The sequence below is a fragment of the Mesonia sp. K4-1 genome (genome assembly GCF_008017825.1).
Lineage (GTDB): Bacteria > Bacteroidota > Bacteroidia > Flavobacteriales > Flavobacteriaceae > Mesonia.
In genome coordinates this window covers 1-14,863 of the sequence record NZ_VRLS01000040.1, presented here as the reverse complement: position 1 = coordinate 14,863, position 14,863 = coordinate 1, and the positions used below count along the sequence as shown (strand labels likewise).

Here is a 14,863-nt window from a genome sequence, read left to right as displayed (position 1 = left end):
TATTTCTTAAATAGGTATTCGAGAAGCTATCGATTTCTGAAAGCAGATTCCAGACCACTCCATTAAGAAACTAGGATTGAAACGTTTTTACTTATATTTGTACTATCTAAAACGGGAGTGAGAAGGCGAGAGTCATTGAGCTCCCTCCTTTTATTCCAGACCATTCCATCAAGAAACTAGGAGATTAATAATCAAATCTTGTTGATTAAATATGAATATGTTTGCTGTAGATTATTGAGCTAAAATCTATCAAGAGGGGTCTAGATTTATATTTAAATAAAAAACTCTGTCGATATAGATTTTACGAATGCTCGGTTTTACGATAAAATAAAATGTACATTGCGAAAAATTTTATATTAATAGGAGTTTACTCGCTATTAGCACCCAGAAAATTACACCTACATGGATTTTACGAACCCCCTAGTATATGGAGTTCCTTGTTTTTTAGCATTTATAGCTATAGAACTTACTTACAGTAAAGCTTTTGACAACAAACAACTTTATAAATGGAAAGATCTAAGATCTAGCTTATCCCTAGGAGTAGGTTCAGCCATACTCGGAGCGCTTTTAAAAACCGTATCGGTCATCTTAATTTTTAATTTCGCGTATGACTTGTTTAACCCTATGGTAAATGGTGTTCGTACTAATATCTTAGGATATGAATCTTTTGGTTATGCTTGGTATGTATGGTTAGCTTGTATGCTTTTAGATGATTTTTCTTATTACTGGTTTCACCGACAAAACCATATGGTTCGTTTTTTATGGGCAGCACACATTGTTCATCATTCTTCAGATAATTTTAATTTAGGTACCGCAGTTCGTAACGGATGGTTTACCATATTTTATAAACCATTTTTTTATGTGTGGATCGTGATGATCGGTTTTCCGCCAGAAATGCTTATTGTATGTTTAGGAATAGAAGCGCTTTGGCAGTTTCAACTGCATACCCAATATATTAAGAAAATGGGGTTCATTGAGAAATTCCTAAACACGCATACCATGCACCAAGTGCACCACGCGAGTAATTTGGAATATATGGATAAAAACCACGGAGGTATTTTAAATGCTTTCGACCGGATGTTCGGGACGTGGAAAGAATTAGATGAATCGGTTGATATCGAATTTGGGGTTTCTAAACCTCCCAACTCTTTTAATTTATTTGTGATTTTAACCCACGAATACAAAGATATTTGGAACGATATGAAAAAATCAAAAAATTGGCGTCATAAGTATATGTATGTTTTTGGGCCTCCTGGATGGAGTCACGACGGAAGCACGCTTACCATTAAGCAAATAAGAGCTCAAATGGCAGAGCCATCTAAAAATGAGGTTATGAAGAAAGCATCTTGATCATCCATTTTTTGATTAATGTTAAGCTTTTTTCTTTTAATAAAAATAGAAAAAGAGACTACTTCTGTTTAAATCATTTACAGTAAGTATATTTGCGTTTCGAAAGATATAATTTGTAATCCAATACCTATTCATGTTTCCTAAGCCTTTTAAAAAATTACATTCAGATATACTTTATAAACTAGAATCTCTAGGGATTACCGAGCCTACTCCTTTTCAGGCAGAGAGTATTCCAGTGATTAAAAGCGGATCTAATTTATATTGTTCTGCTCCGCCAGAGAGTGGTAAAACCACTACGCTTATTATCACTACGTTGCAGAGATTACAATGCGAAGCGGTGGGGACATCGCCTAGAGCTATTGTTTTGGTAAAAGATAAGGAGAAGGCGATGGAGATGTACGATGCTTTCTTAAAATATACCAAACACAATTCTTTACGGGTATATGTAGGACACGAAAAAATGCACGTAGATTTACAAAAATCTGAAATTATGATGGGAATAGATATTCTTATATCTACTCCTAAAAGTTTAAACAATTTATTTTTGTTAAACGGAGTCAACACCTCTCAGTTAAAACTTTTTAGTGTAGACGACGCCGAATTTTTAGTACCTCAATCGGCTTATGCTTCCATGTTATCTATCACGGCTATGATTAGAAAATGTCAATACGTACTGTATTCAGAAAAAATTTCTCCAAAGTTAAAACGTTTTGAGTCTAACTTTATGGAGTTTTCTAAAAACATCAGTATTTAACCCCAATTCTCATAAGCACACAAGATCGTATGATTCCTAAATTGCATTACATAGCTCAAGGTAGTTCTCCCAAAGATTATTTAGACAACATTCAAAATGCCTGTACATCGGGTATAGAGTTAATACAATTAGGAATTCCTAAGCTAGTTGATAAGAAATTTTTAAAACTTGCCCAAGAAGCTAGAGAGACCACTTCTCACTTTCAAACACGACTCATCATTGAAGATCGTTATAAAATTGCTAAAGAAATTAAAGCAGATGGGGTATTAATGAATAATCCCAACTCCTACCCTACTTTGCGAAAGCATTTACATACTTGGCAAATGATGGCAGGAAAAGCGAATACCCTGCAAGACTGTGAGTTCTTATTGAGCAAAGAGGTTGATTATATAGTTTTAGGACCATTTAAAACAACGACAAAAGAAGATAATACCACTTTAGGTGTGAACGGATTTACGGCCATTACCGATGTTTTAAATACCGAAACTCCTATGATTGGCACGGGTAATATTCTAATAGAAGATGTCAAAGATATTTTAGCAGCGGGGATTTCTGGTATCGCTGTCGCGGAAGAAATTACAGAAGACTTTCATTGTATACGAACCTACAACCAATTACTGAATGCTTCGGTAACCGAAGAACAGCGTCATAGTTTTTAACCTTTTATATCGAGAAATCTTGTGAAATAAGATGATGCACAAAAAAGTGCTAATGCAAAACAGAAGTAGACATTAGCATTTCTTTATTATAGTTTTCTTGACGGAATGGTTATTTTTGTAAAGACCACAATCTATAAATAATAAACAAGAAAATGACTAAAAAAACTACACTCACTTACCTGTTTTTAAGCGCTTTACTCATTCTTGTTTCTTCTTGCTCCTCTACAAAAGAAATTAGCAGTTGGCGTAAACCGGAGACTCAACAAAAGAAATTCCAAAAAGTTTTAGTCATTGGGATGATCAATAGTCTAGAGTTGAGAACTACTTTTGAAAGTAAATTCTCTGCAGCTTTAAACAAAAAAGGGATTCAAGCTACGGGAAGTTTAGCATTTTTTGGAGACGACCTTCTAGAAGTACCCGAAAATATAGAAGCTTGGAAACCTCTTATTGCTGAATTAAAATCTGATGAATTTGATGCTGTATTGGTCACGAAGGTAGTTGGCGTTGAAGGAAAAGATTCCGATTCAGGCATTGTACGTTATTATAATGAGTTTTTTGCCAGTTTTGAAGAAGACCTTATGAAAAACAAGAACATTTATTCGGAAGAGGAAGGATTTAAAGATTTTCAAGTTCATCAAGTAGCTTCAAATTTATACTGCCTTTGTGAAAGAGACTTGGAGGAAGATTTAATTTGGAAAATAAACATCGAATTAAAACAAGCCTTTGATAGCGATTACCTTATCGAAGAAGGTATTAGATTGTTTAGTAAGAAATTTATTGAAGAATTAAAGGAAGAAGATTTATTTATAGAAAAGAATTAATTCTTTTCTTCTTTTTCTATAAAAAAACACCCTACTTAGAAATTTCTGAGTAGGGTATTTTTAGGCTATGCTAAGCCTCTTCTTGAGTGCGTTTAGACTTTCTATAGGTATACTTTGGATAAATTGAACGTTTAGCAAAACGATTCAATTTATTACTGTTAATCATTTTAATGTACGTAGGTTTCGTAACCCCAAAATATTCGTAAGTGTTTCCGTCTAAGAAAGTAATTTCTAGCAATAAACCTTTATGCTGGTAATCTGCAATTCCAGAATTAGTGATGGTTTCTGTATATGCATCTAAATTAGCCGCAATAGTTTCTGGTGCAATACTCACTAAAAAGTGATACCCATCAATTATTTTTCGACTTTTAATCTCTGCTTCTTCTTTTGCTTTATCGCTATCTTGAAATTTATCTGGATGCCATTCTTTTACCAAATTACGGTAACTTTTTTTTAAGTCTTTTAATTCAATTTCTTTTTCCACTCCAAAGAGCTTCTTATATTCGTTTATGCGCTTCATATTCAACATTTATTTGAGGGCGCGAAAGTACGTGATAATTTTACATGATGAGCTAAGAAAAGCTTTATTAATTTAATTATTTTAGGCAGAGGCTTTTACCTCTTTATATGCTAAAAAAAATGTTTATCATCAGTAAATAAATGTAACCAAAATTGGCGCTTTCCCCTATTCCATTTTCTTAATAGATCTTCACAAAGTCTACGGAAGTAATATTTCTTTCAATTACAAGCATACAAAATTGTAATTAAAAGTAGTTACCTTGCTTATGAATAGGGTTTAACTCTTTTAAATAAGCTTAAGAATTACATTCACTCGAATGTATAAAACCACAAGTATGACAGAATATAAGGGTCATAAAGTATATGATATTATAATTATAGGAGGCGGACAAGCAGGAATCTCTGTTGCCTATTTTTTAAAGCGGACAGACTTCAACTATTTAATTTTAGATGATCAAGAAAGTCCTGGAGGGGCTTGGCAGCATACTTGGGATAGCTTAAAGTTGTTTTCTCCCTCCACCTACAGTTCTCTATCGGGTTGGCAGATGCCTTCTACTAAAAAGGAATACCCTACTAAAACTGAATTTATCGACTATTTGACTCAGTATGAAAAGCGTTATGATTTCCCTATACAAAGAAAAACGACGGTAGAAAAAGTAACTAAGGAAAAAGAGTATTTTAAGATCACTACGACTCAAGGGGTTTATTACAGTAGAACCCTAGTAAGTGCTACCGGTACTGCAAAAAATCCTTTTATTCCCAACTACACAGATCGTGATTTATATGAGGGAGAACAAATTCATTCTGTAGATTATAAAAATCCTGAGGGTTTAAAAGATAAAAAAGTATTGGTCGTAGGTAGTGGAAATTCTGGAGCGCAAATTCTAGCAGAAGTATCTCAAGTGGCTAAAACGACTTGGATTACACTTAGGCCTCCCGTATTTTTACCAGAAGAGATTGATGGCCGTTATCTCTTTCAACAAGCAAACAAGCGTTTTTTTGGCGGCGAAAAGAGTCCGAATCAAAATGAAAAGGTTTCCTTAAGTGATATTGTTCAAGTAGAAAGTGTGCGTGACGGACTTCAACGTGATGTGTTTCAGCACCAGCGTCCCTTTACGTCTTTTTATAAGAACGGAGTTATTTGGGAAGATGGAACAAAAGAGGAGTTTGATGCTGTGATTTGGTGTACGGGTTTTAAAGCTAATTTGAGCCATTTAGAGTCATTAGATATTATAGATAACAATAAGATAGCAACAGAAGCTACTCGATCTATAAAGGAACCACAATTATGGTTGGTGGGTTATGGAAATTGGACTGGTTTTGCCTCGGCAACTATTTATGGGGTGGGAAAAACAGCTAGGAAAACGGTAAGAGAGATGAAGGAATATTTTAAAGATGCGTCAGGTAATAAAAAGTAGTTTGAGATGCTGAAATCGCAGATTCAACGTAGTTAATCAAGCCCGCTTGAATAATTTTTTTAATTCGTATAGGTTCTGCCTAACAAAGTGGCTTGAAATGTTGAAATGAGCCGACTAAGTATTTCACGTTATATTTTGAATAGTTTATGAAGAGTATCGATGAGATGCTGAAACGAGTTCAGCATGACGTATTAGAGATGTTGAAATCGCAGATTCAACGTAGTTAAACAAGTCCGCCTGAATGGATTATTCGATTTGAAGGTTTAGTATGACGCGTGACATTTTGAATAGTTTATGAAGAGTATCGATGAGATGCTGAAACGAGTTCAGCATGACGTACTAGAATTGTTGAAATCGCAGATTCAACGTAGTTAAACAAGCTCGTCTGAATGAATTATTTAATTTGGAAAGGTTTAGCAGAACAAAATACGATTACCAATCTATAGGCCTGTAATCTTTTAAAAACTTACCACACCAATGTTTCCCGGTATTGATACCATCGAATAACGGATCCATTACGCGAGCAGCTCCATCTACGATATCTAACGGGGGTTGAAAATCGTGTAATTCTTGTTTTCTTTTCGCTAATTCTGCCGGATCTTCATCGGTTACCCAGCCTGTATCTACGGCGTTCATATAAATTCCGTCTTTGGCTAGATCGCCAGCAGCGGTATGGGTTAACATATTTAAAGCAGCCTTCGCCATATTGGTATGAGGATGACGTGATTCTTTAAAGAAACGGTGGAACTTCCCTTCCATCGCCGTCACATTAATAATATGCTTTTGACCCGTGTTTTCTTTCTTCATCAATTCTGCCAAACGATTACATAATACAAATGGCGCAACCGAATTAACCAATTGTACTTCAATCATTTCGGTAGTTTCAATAGCTCCAAGTTTTAAACGCCAAGAATTCGTTTTTCTTAAATCTACTTGTTGTAAATCGGCGTCTAATTCCCCTTCAGGGAACACTTCTTGCGCCACTAAAGAATTATCAAAACTATACGGAATTTGAGATAATTTAGCCGAAGCTCTTAATCCGATTCCTGGTTCTGGTCCGTGCCACGTGACAGGCATATTTTTATTGGGAGAAGCGCCTGTTGAAAAGGATTTTAATTCAGTTAAACAATCGGAATGATCTGCTAATAAATCTTGAACATATGTAGGTAAATTCTCTAGCGGTTGTTCTTCATTATGCATTAAATGCGCATAAAAACCAGCGGGTCTTCTTACGGTTTGTGCAGCATTATTAATTAAAATATCTAAGCGATCATACTTCTGCTCCATATAATTACAGAAAATCTCTACACTTGGGATATGTCTTAAATCTAATCCGTGAATATGCAATCTATCTTTCCATTGGTGGAAATCTTCTTCCTTAGAAAACCGAATGGCAGAATCTACAGGAAAACGAGTGGTGGCAATAACCGTCGCCCCGCCACGCAATAGCATAAGTGTAATATGGTAACCAATCTTTAATCGAGAACCGGTAATGATAGCCACTTGTCCATCTACATCTGCCGTTTGAAAGCGTTTAGCATAGTTAAAGTCTCCACATTCTGTACACATGGTATCGTAGAAATGGTGCAATTTTGTAAATAAAGTCTTGCATACATAACAGTTTCTAGGTGTTTGTAGTTCTAAACTTTCCTTACTTTCTAGGTCTGCTGCAGCCAATAATTTTGGTGCTACAAAAACATGCGCTTCTCTTGCGCTTCTAATCCCTGTTTCTTTACGAGCACATTTATCACGAGCAGCTTGCTTGCGCTTTGCTGCCTTTTTTGCATCCTTTTTTCGACGTGAAAATTCTTCTCGACTGGGTCTAGAGAGTAATCCTGCTGCTTTTATAAGTGCAGTTCTTTGTGATTTTGGGATTTCAAAAATCTGGTTAGTATCGGCATTAAGGTTTTCCAATACCGCTATACAAGCATCAATTTGTTCTTGACTTAACATGTTCACTTCTTCTTCACTCCTATTTTGCATAGCTTATTTTTTCAAAGCGCGAATATAGCTCTTATTTCTTCTATAAAATATAATATTTTTAGGCGAAGCTATGTTTAGATCTTGAAATATAGAAAATGACTGCGTAAGCCTTAGTTATATTTATAGCACAGAAATCCTAACCTTCTTTTTCTTTAATCTGGTGTTGTTTAATTTATCAACCAATTCGTTTGCAATACTTAATGGAACTGCAACAAATGTACAATCTTGTTTTAACTCGATGACTCCTAATTGATCTTTGTTGAGACCACCTTGTTTAAAGAATAATCCTGCAATATCTCCTTTAGAGATTTTATCTTTTCTACCACCAGAAATAAATAAAGTTTCCCAAAACTGAGCTTTTTGAGGGGCTTTTTTAGAAATATCTACTTTCTTACTACCTTTAATAAATTCTGGTAAAGATTCTTTTTCCCATTTAATAAGATAGGCGGTTCCTTTTGCATTTACCCGAGCAGTTCTTCCGTTACGGTGCGTGAACTCTTCTTCGTGGATAGGTAATTCATAATGAATAATATATTTCATTTCGGGAATATCTATTCCTCTAGCTGCCAAATCTGTAGCTACTAATATTTGACAGGTTCCGTTTCTAAATTTAATTAAGGCACGTTCTCGATCTTTTTGCTCCATTCCTCCAGAAAAGCAGGCATGATTTACGTTATGACGTTCTAAAAAAGAACTCACGAATGAGATACTATCTTTTAAATTACAAAAGATAATTCCAGGTTCATTCCCTATATATTGTAATAATTCTAAAAGGGTGTTTAATTTACTCTTATCGGGAGCAACAACCGTTTGAAGCGTTAATTTGGCACTGGCCTTTTCAGTTAAATAATTGATCACCTTCGGTTTATCTAACTGCACAAACTTAGGAATACTAACTCCTTGTGTTGCTGAAGTTAAGATGCGTTTATTTAAACTAGGCAATTCATTAATAATTCCTTTCATTTCTTCCTCAAAACCGTTCTCTAAAGACTTATCATATTCATCTAAAATAAGGGTTTTAATATGGTTTCTAGAAAAACGATCACTCATAAAATGATCTAAAATTCTTCCCGGTGTCCCGATTAAAATAGCAGGATTATGTTTTAATTCAATCTTATCTTTACTCATAGGTCTGCCGCCATATACTGCATTTACCTTATAACCCGATCCCATAGAGCGTACCACTTGTTCTATTTGAATAGCCAATTCTCTTGAAGGCACTAAAATTAAGGCTTGAATTTCTTCTAAATGCGGATCTAAGGTTTCCATTAACGGAAGTAAAAAAGCTAAGGTTTTCCCTGTTCCTGTAGGCGATAATAAAATGGTATTTTTAGAAGTTTCAATCACAGAAACCGCCTCTTCCTGCATAGGATTGAGGACATGTATATTTAGCTTAGCTAAAATCTCTTGCTGATTTTTAATGTTATTTGCCATAAGAATTAATGCTTTTTGTTCTTTTTAGTTTCTTCGGAAGTTGAAATAGAGTTTTTAGATTCTGCTAAATGATAAGCTAATATTTTTTCAACCAGTTCTTCTTTAGTGAGGTGGTGAAATACGGTTTTTACCTTCGTTTTAAAATCTTCAGAAACTTCACGATTAGGTTTTGTTTTAAAAATTTTCTTAGCCCATAATAAAGTATTGTTTTCTTCAATACTCTGAGCATCTGCTTTCTTAAATTCTGTAAAAACTAAACCTAATTCATCTTCAAAATCTGGAATTTCCTTTACTTCTTCTTGCTGAATAATACTTAGAGATAATCCTTTTGCTCCTGCCCTAGCCGTTCTTCCACTTCTATGCACATAGGTTTCATAGACATCTGGTAAATGATAATTCACTACATAAGAAATTTCTTTCACATCAATACCTCGAGCGGCTAAGTCTGTTGCCACTAAAATATCAATATGTCCTTCTCTAAATTGCCCCATAATTCGATCTCGAATAGGCTGTGCTAAACTTCCGTGCAATGCGCCCGAAGAAAACTTATTAATAGCCAGTTTTTTAGCTAATTTATTTACTGCCGCTTTCGTTTTACAAAATATAATTCCGCGTTCTCCTTCTTTGGTTGCTAGGAAATGGAGTAAAACTTCTAATTTTTCGATAGGTTCTACTACCACATATTGATGGTCTATGCCTTGATGCCCCAAGGTTTCCATATTTGCTTCAAGATGAACTACATGTTTCGACATATAATTCTGTACCAATTGCTTGATGTAACCTGGCATGGTCGCCGTAAAAAGAAAGGTTCTTCTCTGTTTTGGAATTTCCTTTAAAATATTTTCTAACTCTTCTTTTAGCGCACTAGCCATTTCATCGGCTTCATCGAGTACCAAATGTTGAAGTTTATCGAGCTGGATTGCTTCTCGCTTAATTAAATCTAATAAACGTCCAGGAGTAGCCACTATAACGTGTGTGGTACTTTTTAAACGCTCTATTTGAGGTTTAATAGGTATTCCTCCACATAATGAAGCAATTTCTATCTCTGGACTTGCAGTAGCATAAGAAACTAGGTTATTGTAGATCTGCTGACCCAATTCTCGGGTCGGAGCAAGAATTAAAGTCTGTATGTGCGTGTTGTTTACTTCCACCAATTGCAATAATGGAAGACCAAAGGCTGCAGTTTTCCCCGTTCCGGTTTTCGCCATGGCCACCAAATCTTCTTTTTGATTGAGTATGTGAGGAATTGTTTTGGTTTGTATATCGGTAGGTTCAGAGAACTTTAAATCGACTAAACTTTTTTGAATTCCATCTTGAATTCCTAAGGCTGAAAACTGCTTTGACATGGTTTATTTTTTGCCAAAGATACTGACACTTTTATTGGGAATTGGGTTTATTATGAATTTTAAGGCTTAATCGATAAATAGATATATCTTCAGAAAAAAAAAGGTTACTATCTCTTTGAGCAGCGGAATGTTTTTATATCAAAAAGGAGATTTCCAGCTGAGCCTTTCTCAAAAAATAATAGAAAGGCTCAACCAGATTTACTAAATTAAATTATCATCTATAAAATCGCTTGCTTGCGGAACTTCAAGAGTTTTCTCATAAATTAGATTGGTAGATAATTCAAATAAATGAGCTTCGGTTTCAAAGAAATGCATCATATATCCTGCCGTATTTACAAATACTACCGTATCACCAATAGCGGGTAATTTTGGAAGCTGAATAGCTCTTTTTAGTAAAATATCACGCTCTAAACAATATGCTCCCGTAAAATATACCTTTACTTCTTCCTGATGATCTTCAATTTCATCTTGATAAATTATATACGGATCTAGGAGAAAATCGGCACTCGAGCTGAGCATCTGACTCATATTCATTTCTAAACCTACCAACCATTGACCTTTAGCATCTTGTTTGCGATGAGCTACTTTGGCCACCGTAATCCCCACCTGATTTAATAGCGATCTTCCAGGCTCTATCCTTAATTGAATTTGTTGTTGATTTGCTCTTTTATAATTTTCTAAACCGCTGTTATGTTGTTTATTATTCAACACCTCTTCAATAAACAGTTGACCATTAATTTTATTGAAATATGGATATGTTTTTAAGCTTCCTTCTAGTTTTCCATTAATCATTTCATAGCCCAATCCTGTTCCGTTAAAGGTTAAATCTTCCTTTTGTTCCTTAACGGAATTTTTCAATTGCTCTTTAAAAGAAAGCCATTCTTCCTCCTTTTCTAGATAATTCATAAGAATGCCTCCACCCATATCGATAAACCTAATAGGCAAGTGGTAAGCTTTTAATTCTTCCACCAAATCTAAACAGCTATGTAGAGCTATTCCTCGTTGATGAGTAGAATATCCATCTAAATGAAAATGCAGCCCTGTGAGTTCTAACGAATGGTAAGTTTTATCTTTTACAAAATGCTGGAGTATATATTCTTTTACAGTTTCTATATCAAATCCGAATCGGCTATAGAGTTTTTCTCCATCAACGATAAAACCACTAACTCTAATCGCAATAAGTGCTTTTGCATTTTTTTGTTGAGCAATTTGCTGAGTAAGTTCACATTCATCGTTATTATCTAAAACAATAGGTATTTGTTGATCTATGGCTAGTTCTATTTGTTCTTTGGTTTTTATGGCGCTCGTCAATACCAAAGTATCGGTTTTGCCACCTAAAGAAATAGATTGTTGTAATTCTTTAAAACTAGCAGTATCTACTCCTATTCCTGTTTCTAAAGCTTTTTTGACTAGACCTTTAGATTTGTTGGCTTTACGGGCGTAGAACAACTGAGCATCTACTTGTTTATTTTTAAAAACTTGCTGAAATTTTTTAATGTTATTGACAAAACTCGGTAAGTGATGAATATTAATGGGAGAACCGTAGGTACTCATTAATTCGTTTAGTAGAGATTTATTTTCTAAAATTTCTTTTATCCAAGTCGAAGTGATTGGAGTTAAGCTATTTTCTTTATTTCCTTTTACGTAATTCATTTACATTTCGTTTAATTAGCTATTTGTTTGATGATGGATTTAGCCCAATACTCGCTAAAATTATTACGAGAATTAGAAAGGGTATCGTTATCAAATGTAATCCCTTCTGTAGGGGTTCCGTAACAACTTAGGTTAGGTTGTACCCTTCCATTTACATCTAATACATTCCCCTTTTTATTGATGTTGACACTGCCTGTACAATATTTTCCTTTAGAAGTATTCACGAATTCAGTAACAAGTTCTCTTTGAACTAGATTTTTATATAAACCTGCTTTTTCTTTTTTACCTGCTGCTCTTGGGATGGTGGCATTGATAAGAAAATCTATAGTAGTTGAGGAAGTTTGATTAACTATTTTATACGCTTTATCACCTTTTAAAGTCTCTATTTCTGGAGAGCGAGCGTAACTGAAATCTATGACCTTATTTTTAGCTAAAGTTAATATTTTAAGCAGGTTTTCTACAGGAGGACCGTAGGATAACCTGTTAAACAATCCAAAGTAAACACGGTCAAATTTCTCTTGAGATTCGGCTGTAAGTCCGCCGAAACTATAAATCTTATTGAAAAGCGCACTTACTTTTCTCCATACAGCAATGGCCTCCATTAAAGGAGAAGTTCCTTTTATTAAAGTTGCTTCTTTACACATTTGCTCTATATAGTCACAGACGTAATCGTGTGTTAGTTCTTTTAATTCTGAAAAAGGAAAAAATACCTTATCCCAATTCCATTTTTCAACCTCAGGATGTGTTTGATGAAATAGGGTAATTTGTTTTTCTAAGTCGGTATAATTTTCAAAATCCTTTATTGAAAATCCGTTAATTTTAAAAGCGGTTTCGTAATAAGCATAGGTGTATTCCTGCTTCAATAATGGCAAAAGATCTTTTTCAAAGTCGGCTTTTTTTCCATTTATAAACGTAGATAATTTTTCTTCCGTAAAAAATTTTAACTCTCGATCTCGATCTGGCTCTCCTGTTCGAGGAATCATGGGAATTCCACTTCTGGAAAATGGAATTATCTTACACGTATTCTTCGCTGAAGCGGAATCAGATAACGAATTTGTATTTTCCGTTAAGGCTAAAACTGCATCAATAAAAGTAAGTCCCATCCCTTTAATTCCCACTTTTGCAGTGGAGGGAATACCAGAGAGTTGTTGAGTTACGGGATAAATAAAATCGATATAAGAAAAAAAACTTTTACTTGGTTTTATTTGCTGTCGGTTCCAAAAATGACCTGTGGTAAATAAGATATTATCGACTTTAATTGGAGTGGGCTTTCCTTCTTGAGTAACTATTTCGTATTTTTCTTTTATCGAAATTACATCTATAACACTTGCTACATGCGTTTGTACTTCTACGTGTTCAGGAAGCAACTTTAATAAAGATTGGAAACAATATTCTAGAAAACTCCCTACCACAGCCCTTGGAGCATATTTATACTGAAGTTCTTCGGTTTTTTGATTTGTCTTTTCAGCTAACCAAGGTAAAAAGTCTAGAAAGTCTTCAGTTTTTAGACTTGGAGTATTCTTATTTTTAAATTGAATGTTATGGTTTGAATAGTTCATCAATAAAGACAAAGGTTGATCGGATCTATAAACATCTCCCGATCCAAAAAATGAAGTTCTATTAAATAGATGAATATCAAGAGGTTTATGGGAATCTGCTTGCTGAAGTTCAGCTATAAGTCTTTCTAAGGCATATAATCCTTTAGGACCAAAACCAACAATAGCTACTTGAAATGGAACCTGTTTTTGCTCTTTCACTTTATTCATTTATAAATTCCAAATCTTGTGCTCCATCAATATTTTCTAGAATCCATTTTTTATTATAAATGGTATCCAAATAGCGATCTCCTCTATCACAAAGCATCATCACACAATTACTGCCTTCAGTAATATACGGACTGTACTTTTGAATAGCTTCAACAACACCACCAGTACTTCCTCCGCATAAAACGGCTTCTTGCTGAAGCAAAGACCAACAGCCTTTAATGCAATCAAAATCTGTTACCTCGGTATGATCTGTAATTTTCGAAACTTCTAAAAACTGAGAAGGAACTCCTGCCCCGTGACCAGGAACCAACCTTTTACCAGGTTGACCGCCAAATAGCACACTTCCTTTAGCATCTACAGCAATAATTTTAGTGGACAATTGGTGTTCTTGAATATATTCTGCACATCCCATGAGAGTACCGCAAGTACTGGTAGCTAAAAAAAGATAATCTACTTGATGATCGAGACTTTCGCAAATTTCGTTCATCGTTTGGTAATGTGTTTGAGGGTTATTTACATTTCCATATTGGTTGGTCCAATAACTATTAGGTATTTCTTTTATTAACTGCTTTACTTTATTTAGTCGGGCTCCTAAAAAACCTCCTTTGGGGTCTGGAGTGTTTACCTTTACTATATTAACTTTATAAGTTTCTAGTAATTTTTCGGTGTGGCTATTAATTTTAGGATCTACCACCACTATTAGTTTTAAACCTAAATATAAACAAGCCTGAGCTAAGCCTAAAGCCATATTACCAGAGCTAGACTCTATGATGGTCGTATTTTTATCGATAAAACCTTCATTCATCGCTTCTTCTAAAATATGAATAGCAATACGATCTTTTATACTTCCACTAGGATTTAAGAATTCTAATTTTCCATAAACATTAAAAGAGTTATTTTTAAAACACTTTTTGAGTTGAAGAAGTTTAGTATTTCCAGAAGTCTCTAGAATATTAGCATGAATTTGAGGTTTTTTTTTAAGGTCTATCATATTTTATCTCCGTTACAGACTTCATCTGATTAGAGTTTCTAAAATATAATTTAAGCAGCAAAACCTACTGTGAGACATTCATAATGTTTTGCTAAAGTAATGTGAAGTAAAACCTAACTTTATTTAAATGTAAAAGGGAGGTAAAAAAAAACCACTCATTTGAGTGGTT

At 34.5% G+C, this 14,863-nt stretch carries 12 protein-coding genes; 5 read left to right on the top strand and 7 right to left on the bottom strand.

Going from position 1 to position 14,863, the window contains the following annotated elements:
* Positions 1-402 precede the first annotated feature (402 nt).
* The 4 genes from FT986_RS06290 (at position 403) to FT986_RS06275 (ending at position 3,584) form a co-directional block, all read left to right on the top strand.
* Positions 403-1,350 (top strand): sterol desaturase family protein, encoded by a 948-nt coding sequence (locus FT986_RS06290; protein WP_147864354.1) that lies wholly within the window; start codon positions 403-405, stop codon positions 1,348-1,350.
* A gap of 133 nt (positions 1,351-1,483) precedes the next feature.
* Positions 1,484-2,104, top strand: coding sequence for a DEAD/DEAH box helicase (locus FT986_RS06285; protein ID WP_147864353.1), 621 nt, complete (start codon positions 1,484-1,486; stop codon positions 2,102-2,104).
* 29 nt (positions 2,105-2,133) lie between these two features.
* The gene (locus tag FT986_RS06280; protein WP_147864352.1) at positions 2,134-2,763 is read left to right on the top strand and encodes a thiamine phosphate synthase; all 630 of its coding nucleotides are present in this window, start codon (positions 2,134-2,136) and stop codon (positions 2,761-2,763) included.
* A gap of 152 nt (positions 2,764-2,915) precedes the next feature.
* Positions 2,916-3,584, top strand: a complete 669-nt coding sequence (locus tag FT986_RS06275) for a hypothetical protein (RefSeq protein WP_147864351.1) — start codon at positions 2,916-2,918, stop codon at positions 3,582-3,584.
* A gap of 70 nt (positions 3,585-3,654) precedes the next feature.
* On the opposite strand, the gene FT986_RS06270 is transcribed toward FT986_RS06275, so the two are convergent.
* Entirely contained in the window at positions 3,655-4,104 is a 450-nt protein-coding gene (locus FT986_RS06270; protein WP_147864350.1) for a KTSC domain-containing protein, read from the bottom strand.
* A gap of 334 nt (positions 4,105-4,438) precedes the next feature.
* On the opposite strand from FT986_RS06270, the gene FT986_RS06265 reads away from it, so the two are divergent.
* Entirely contained in the window at positions 4,439-5,521 is a 1,083-nt protein-coding gene (locus FT986_RS06265) for an ArsO family NAD(P)H-dependent flavin-containing monooxygenase (protein ID WP_147864349.1), read from the top strand.
* 432 nt (positions 5,522-5,953) lie between these two features.
* Here FT986_RS06265 and FT986_RS06260 read toward each other — a convergent pair whose 3' ends face one another.
* From FT986_RS06260 to sbnA, 6 genes are all read right to left on the bottom strand, one after another.
* Entirely contained in the window at positions 5,954-7,504 is a 1,551-nt protein-coding gene (locus tag FT986_RS06260) for an SDR family NAD(P)-dependent oxidoreductase (protein ID WP_147864348.1), read from the bottom strand.
* A 120-nt stretch (positions 7,505-7,624) separates the two neighbouring features.
* Positions 7,625-8,938 carry a DEAD/DEAH box helicase gene (locus FT986_RS06255; RefSeq protein ID WP_147864347.1) on the bottom strand — a complete coding sequence of 438 codons (1,314 nt, stop codon included), beginning with the start codon at positions 8,936-8,938 and terminating at the stop codon, positions 7,625-7,627.
* Positions 8,939-8,943: 5 nt separating this feature from the next.
* On the bottom strand, positions 8,944-10,284 hold the full coding sequence (locus tag FT986_RS06250; protein ID WP_147864346.1) for a DEAD/DEAH box helicase: 1,341 nt from the start codon (positions 10,282-10,284) through the stop codon (positions 8,944-8,946).
* A gap of 201 nt (positions 10,285-10,485) precedes the next feature.
* Positions 10,486-11,937, bottom strand: a complete 1,452-nt coding sequence (locus FT986_RS06245) for an alanine racemase (protein ID WP_222706187.1) — start codon at positions 11,935-11,937, stop codon at positions 10,486-10,488.
* Positions 11,938-11,948: 11 nt separating this feature from the next.
* On the bottom strand, positions 11,949-13,703 hold the full coding sequence (locus FT986_RS06240; RefSeq protein WP_147864345.1) for an FAD/NAD(P)-binding protein: 1,755 nt from the start codon (positions 13,701-13,703) through the stop codon (positions 11,949-11,951).
* Positions 13,696-14,694, bottom strand: a complete 999-nt coding sequence (gene sbnA / locus FT986_RS06235) for a 2,3-diaminopropionate biosynthesis protein SbnA (protein WP_147864344.1) — start codon at positions 14,692-14,694, stop codon at positions 13,696-13,698. The genes FT986_RS06240 and sbnA overlap by 8 nt, the downstream gene beginning before the upstream one ends.
* Between the last annotated feature and the right edge of the window lie 169 nt (positions 14,695-14,863).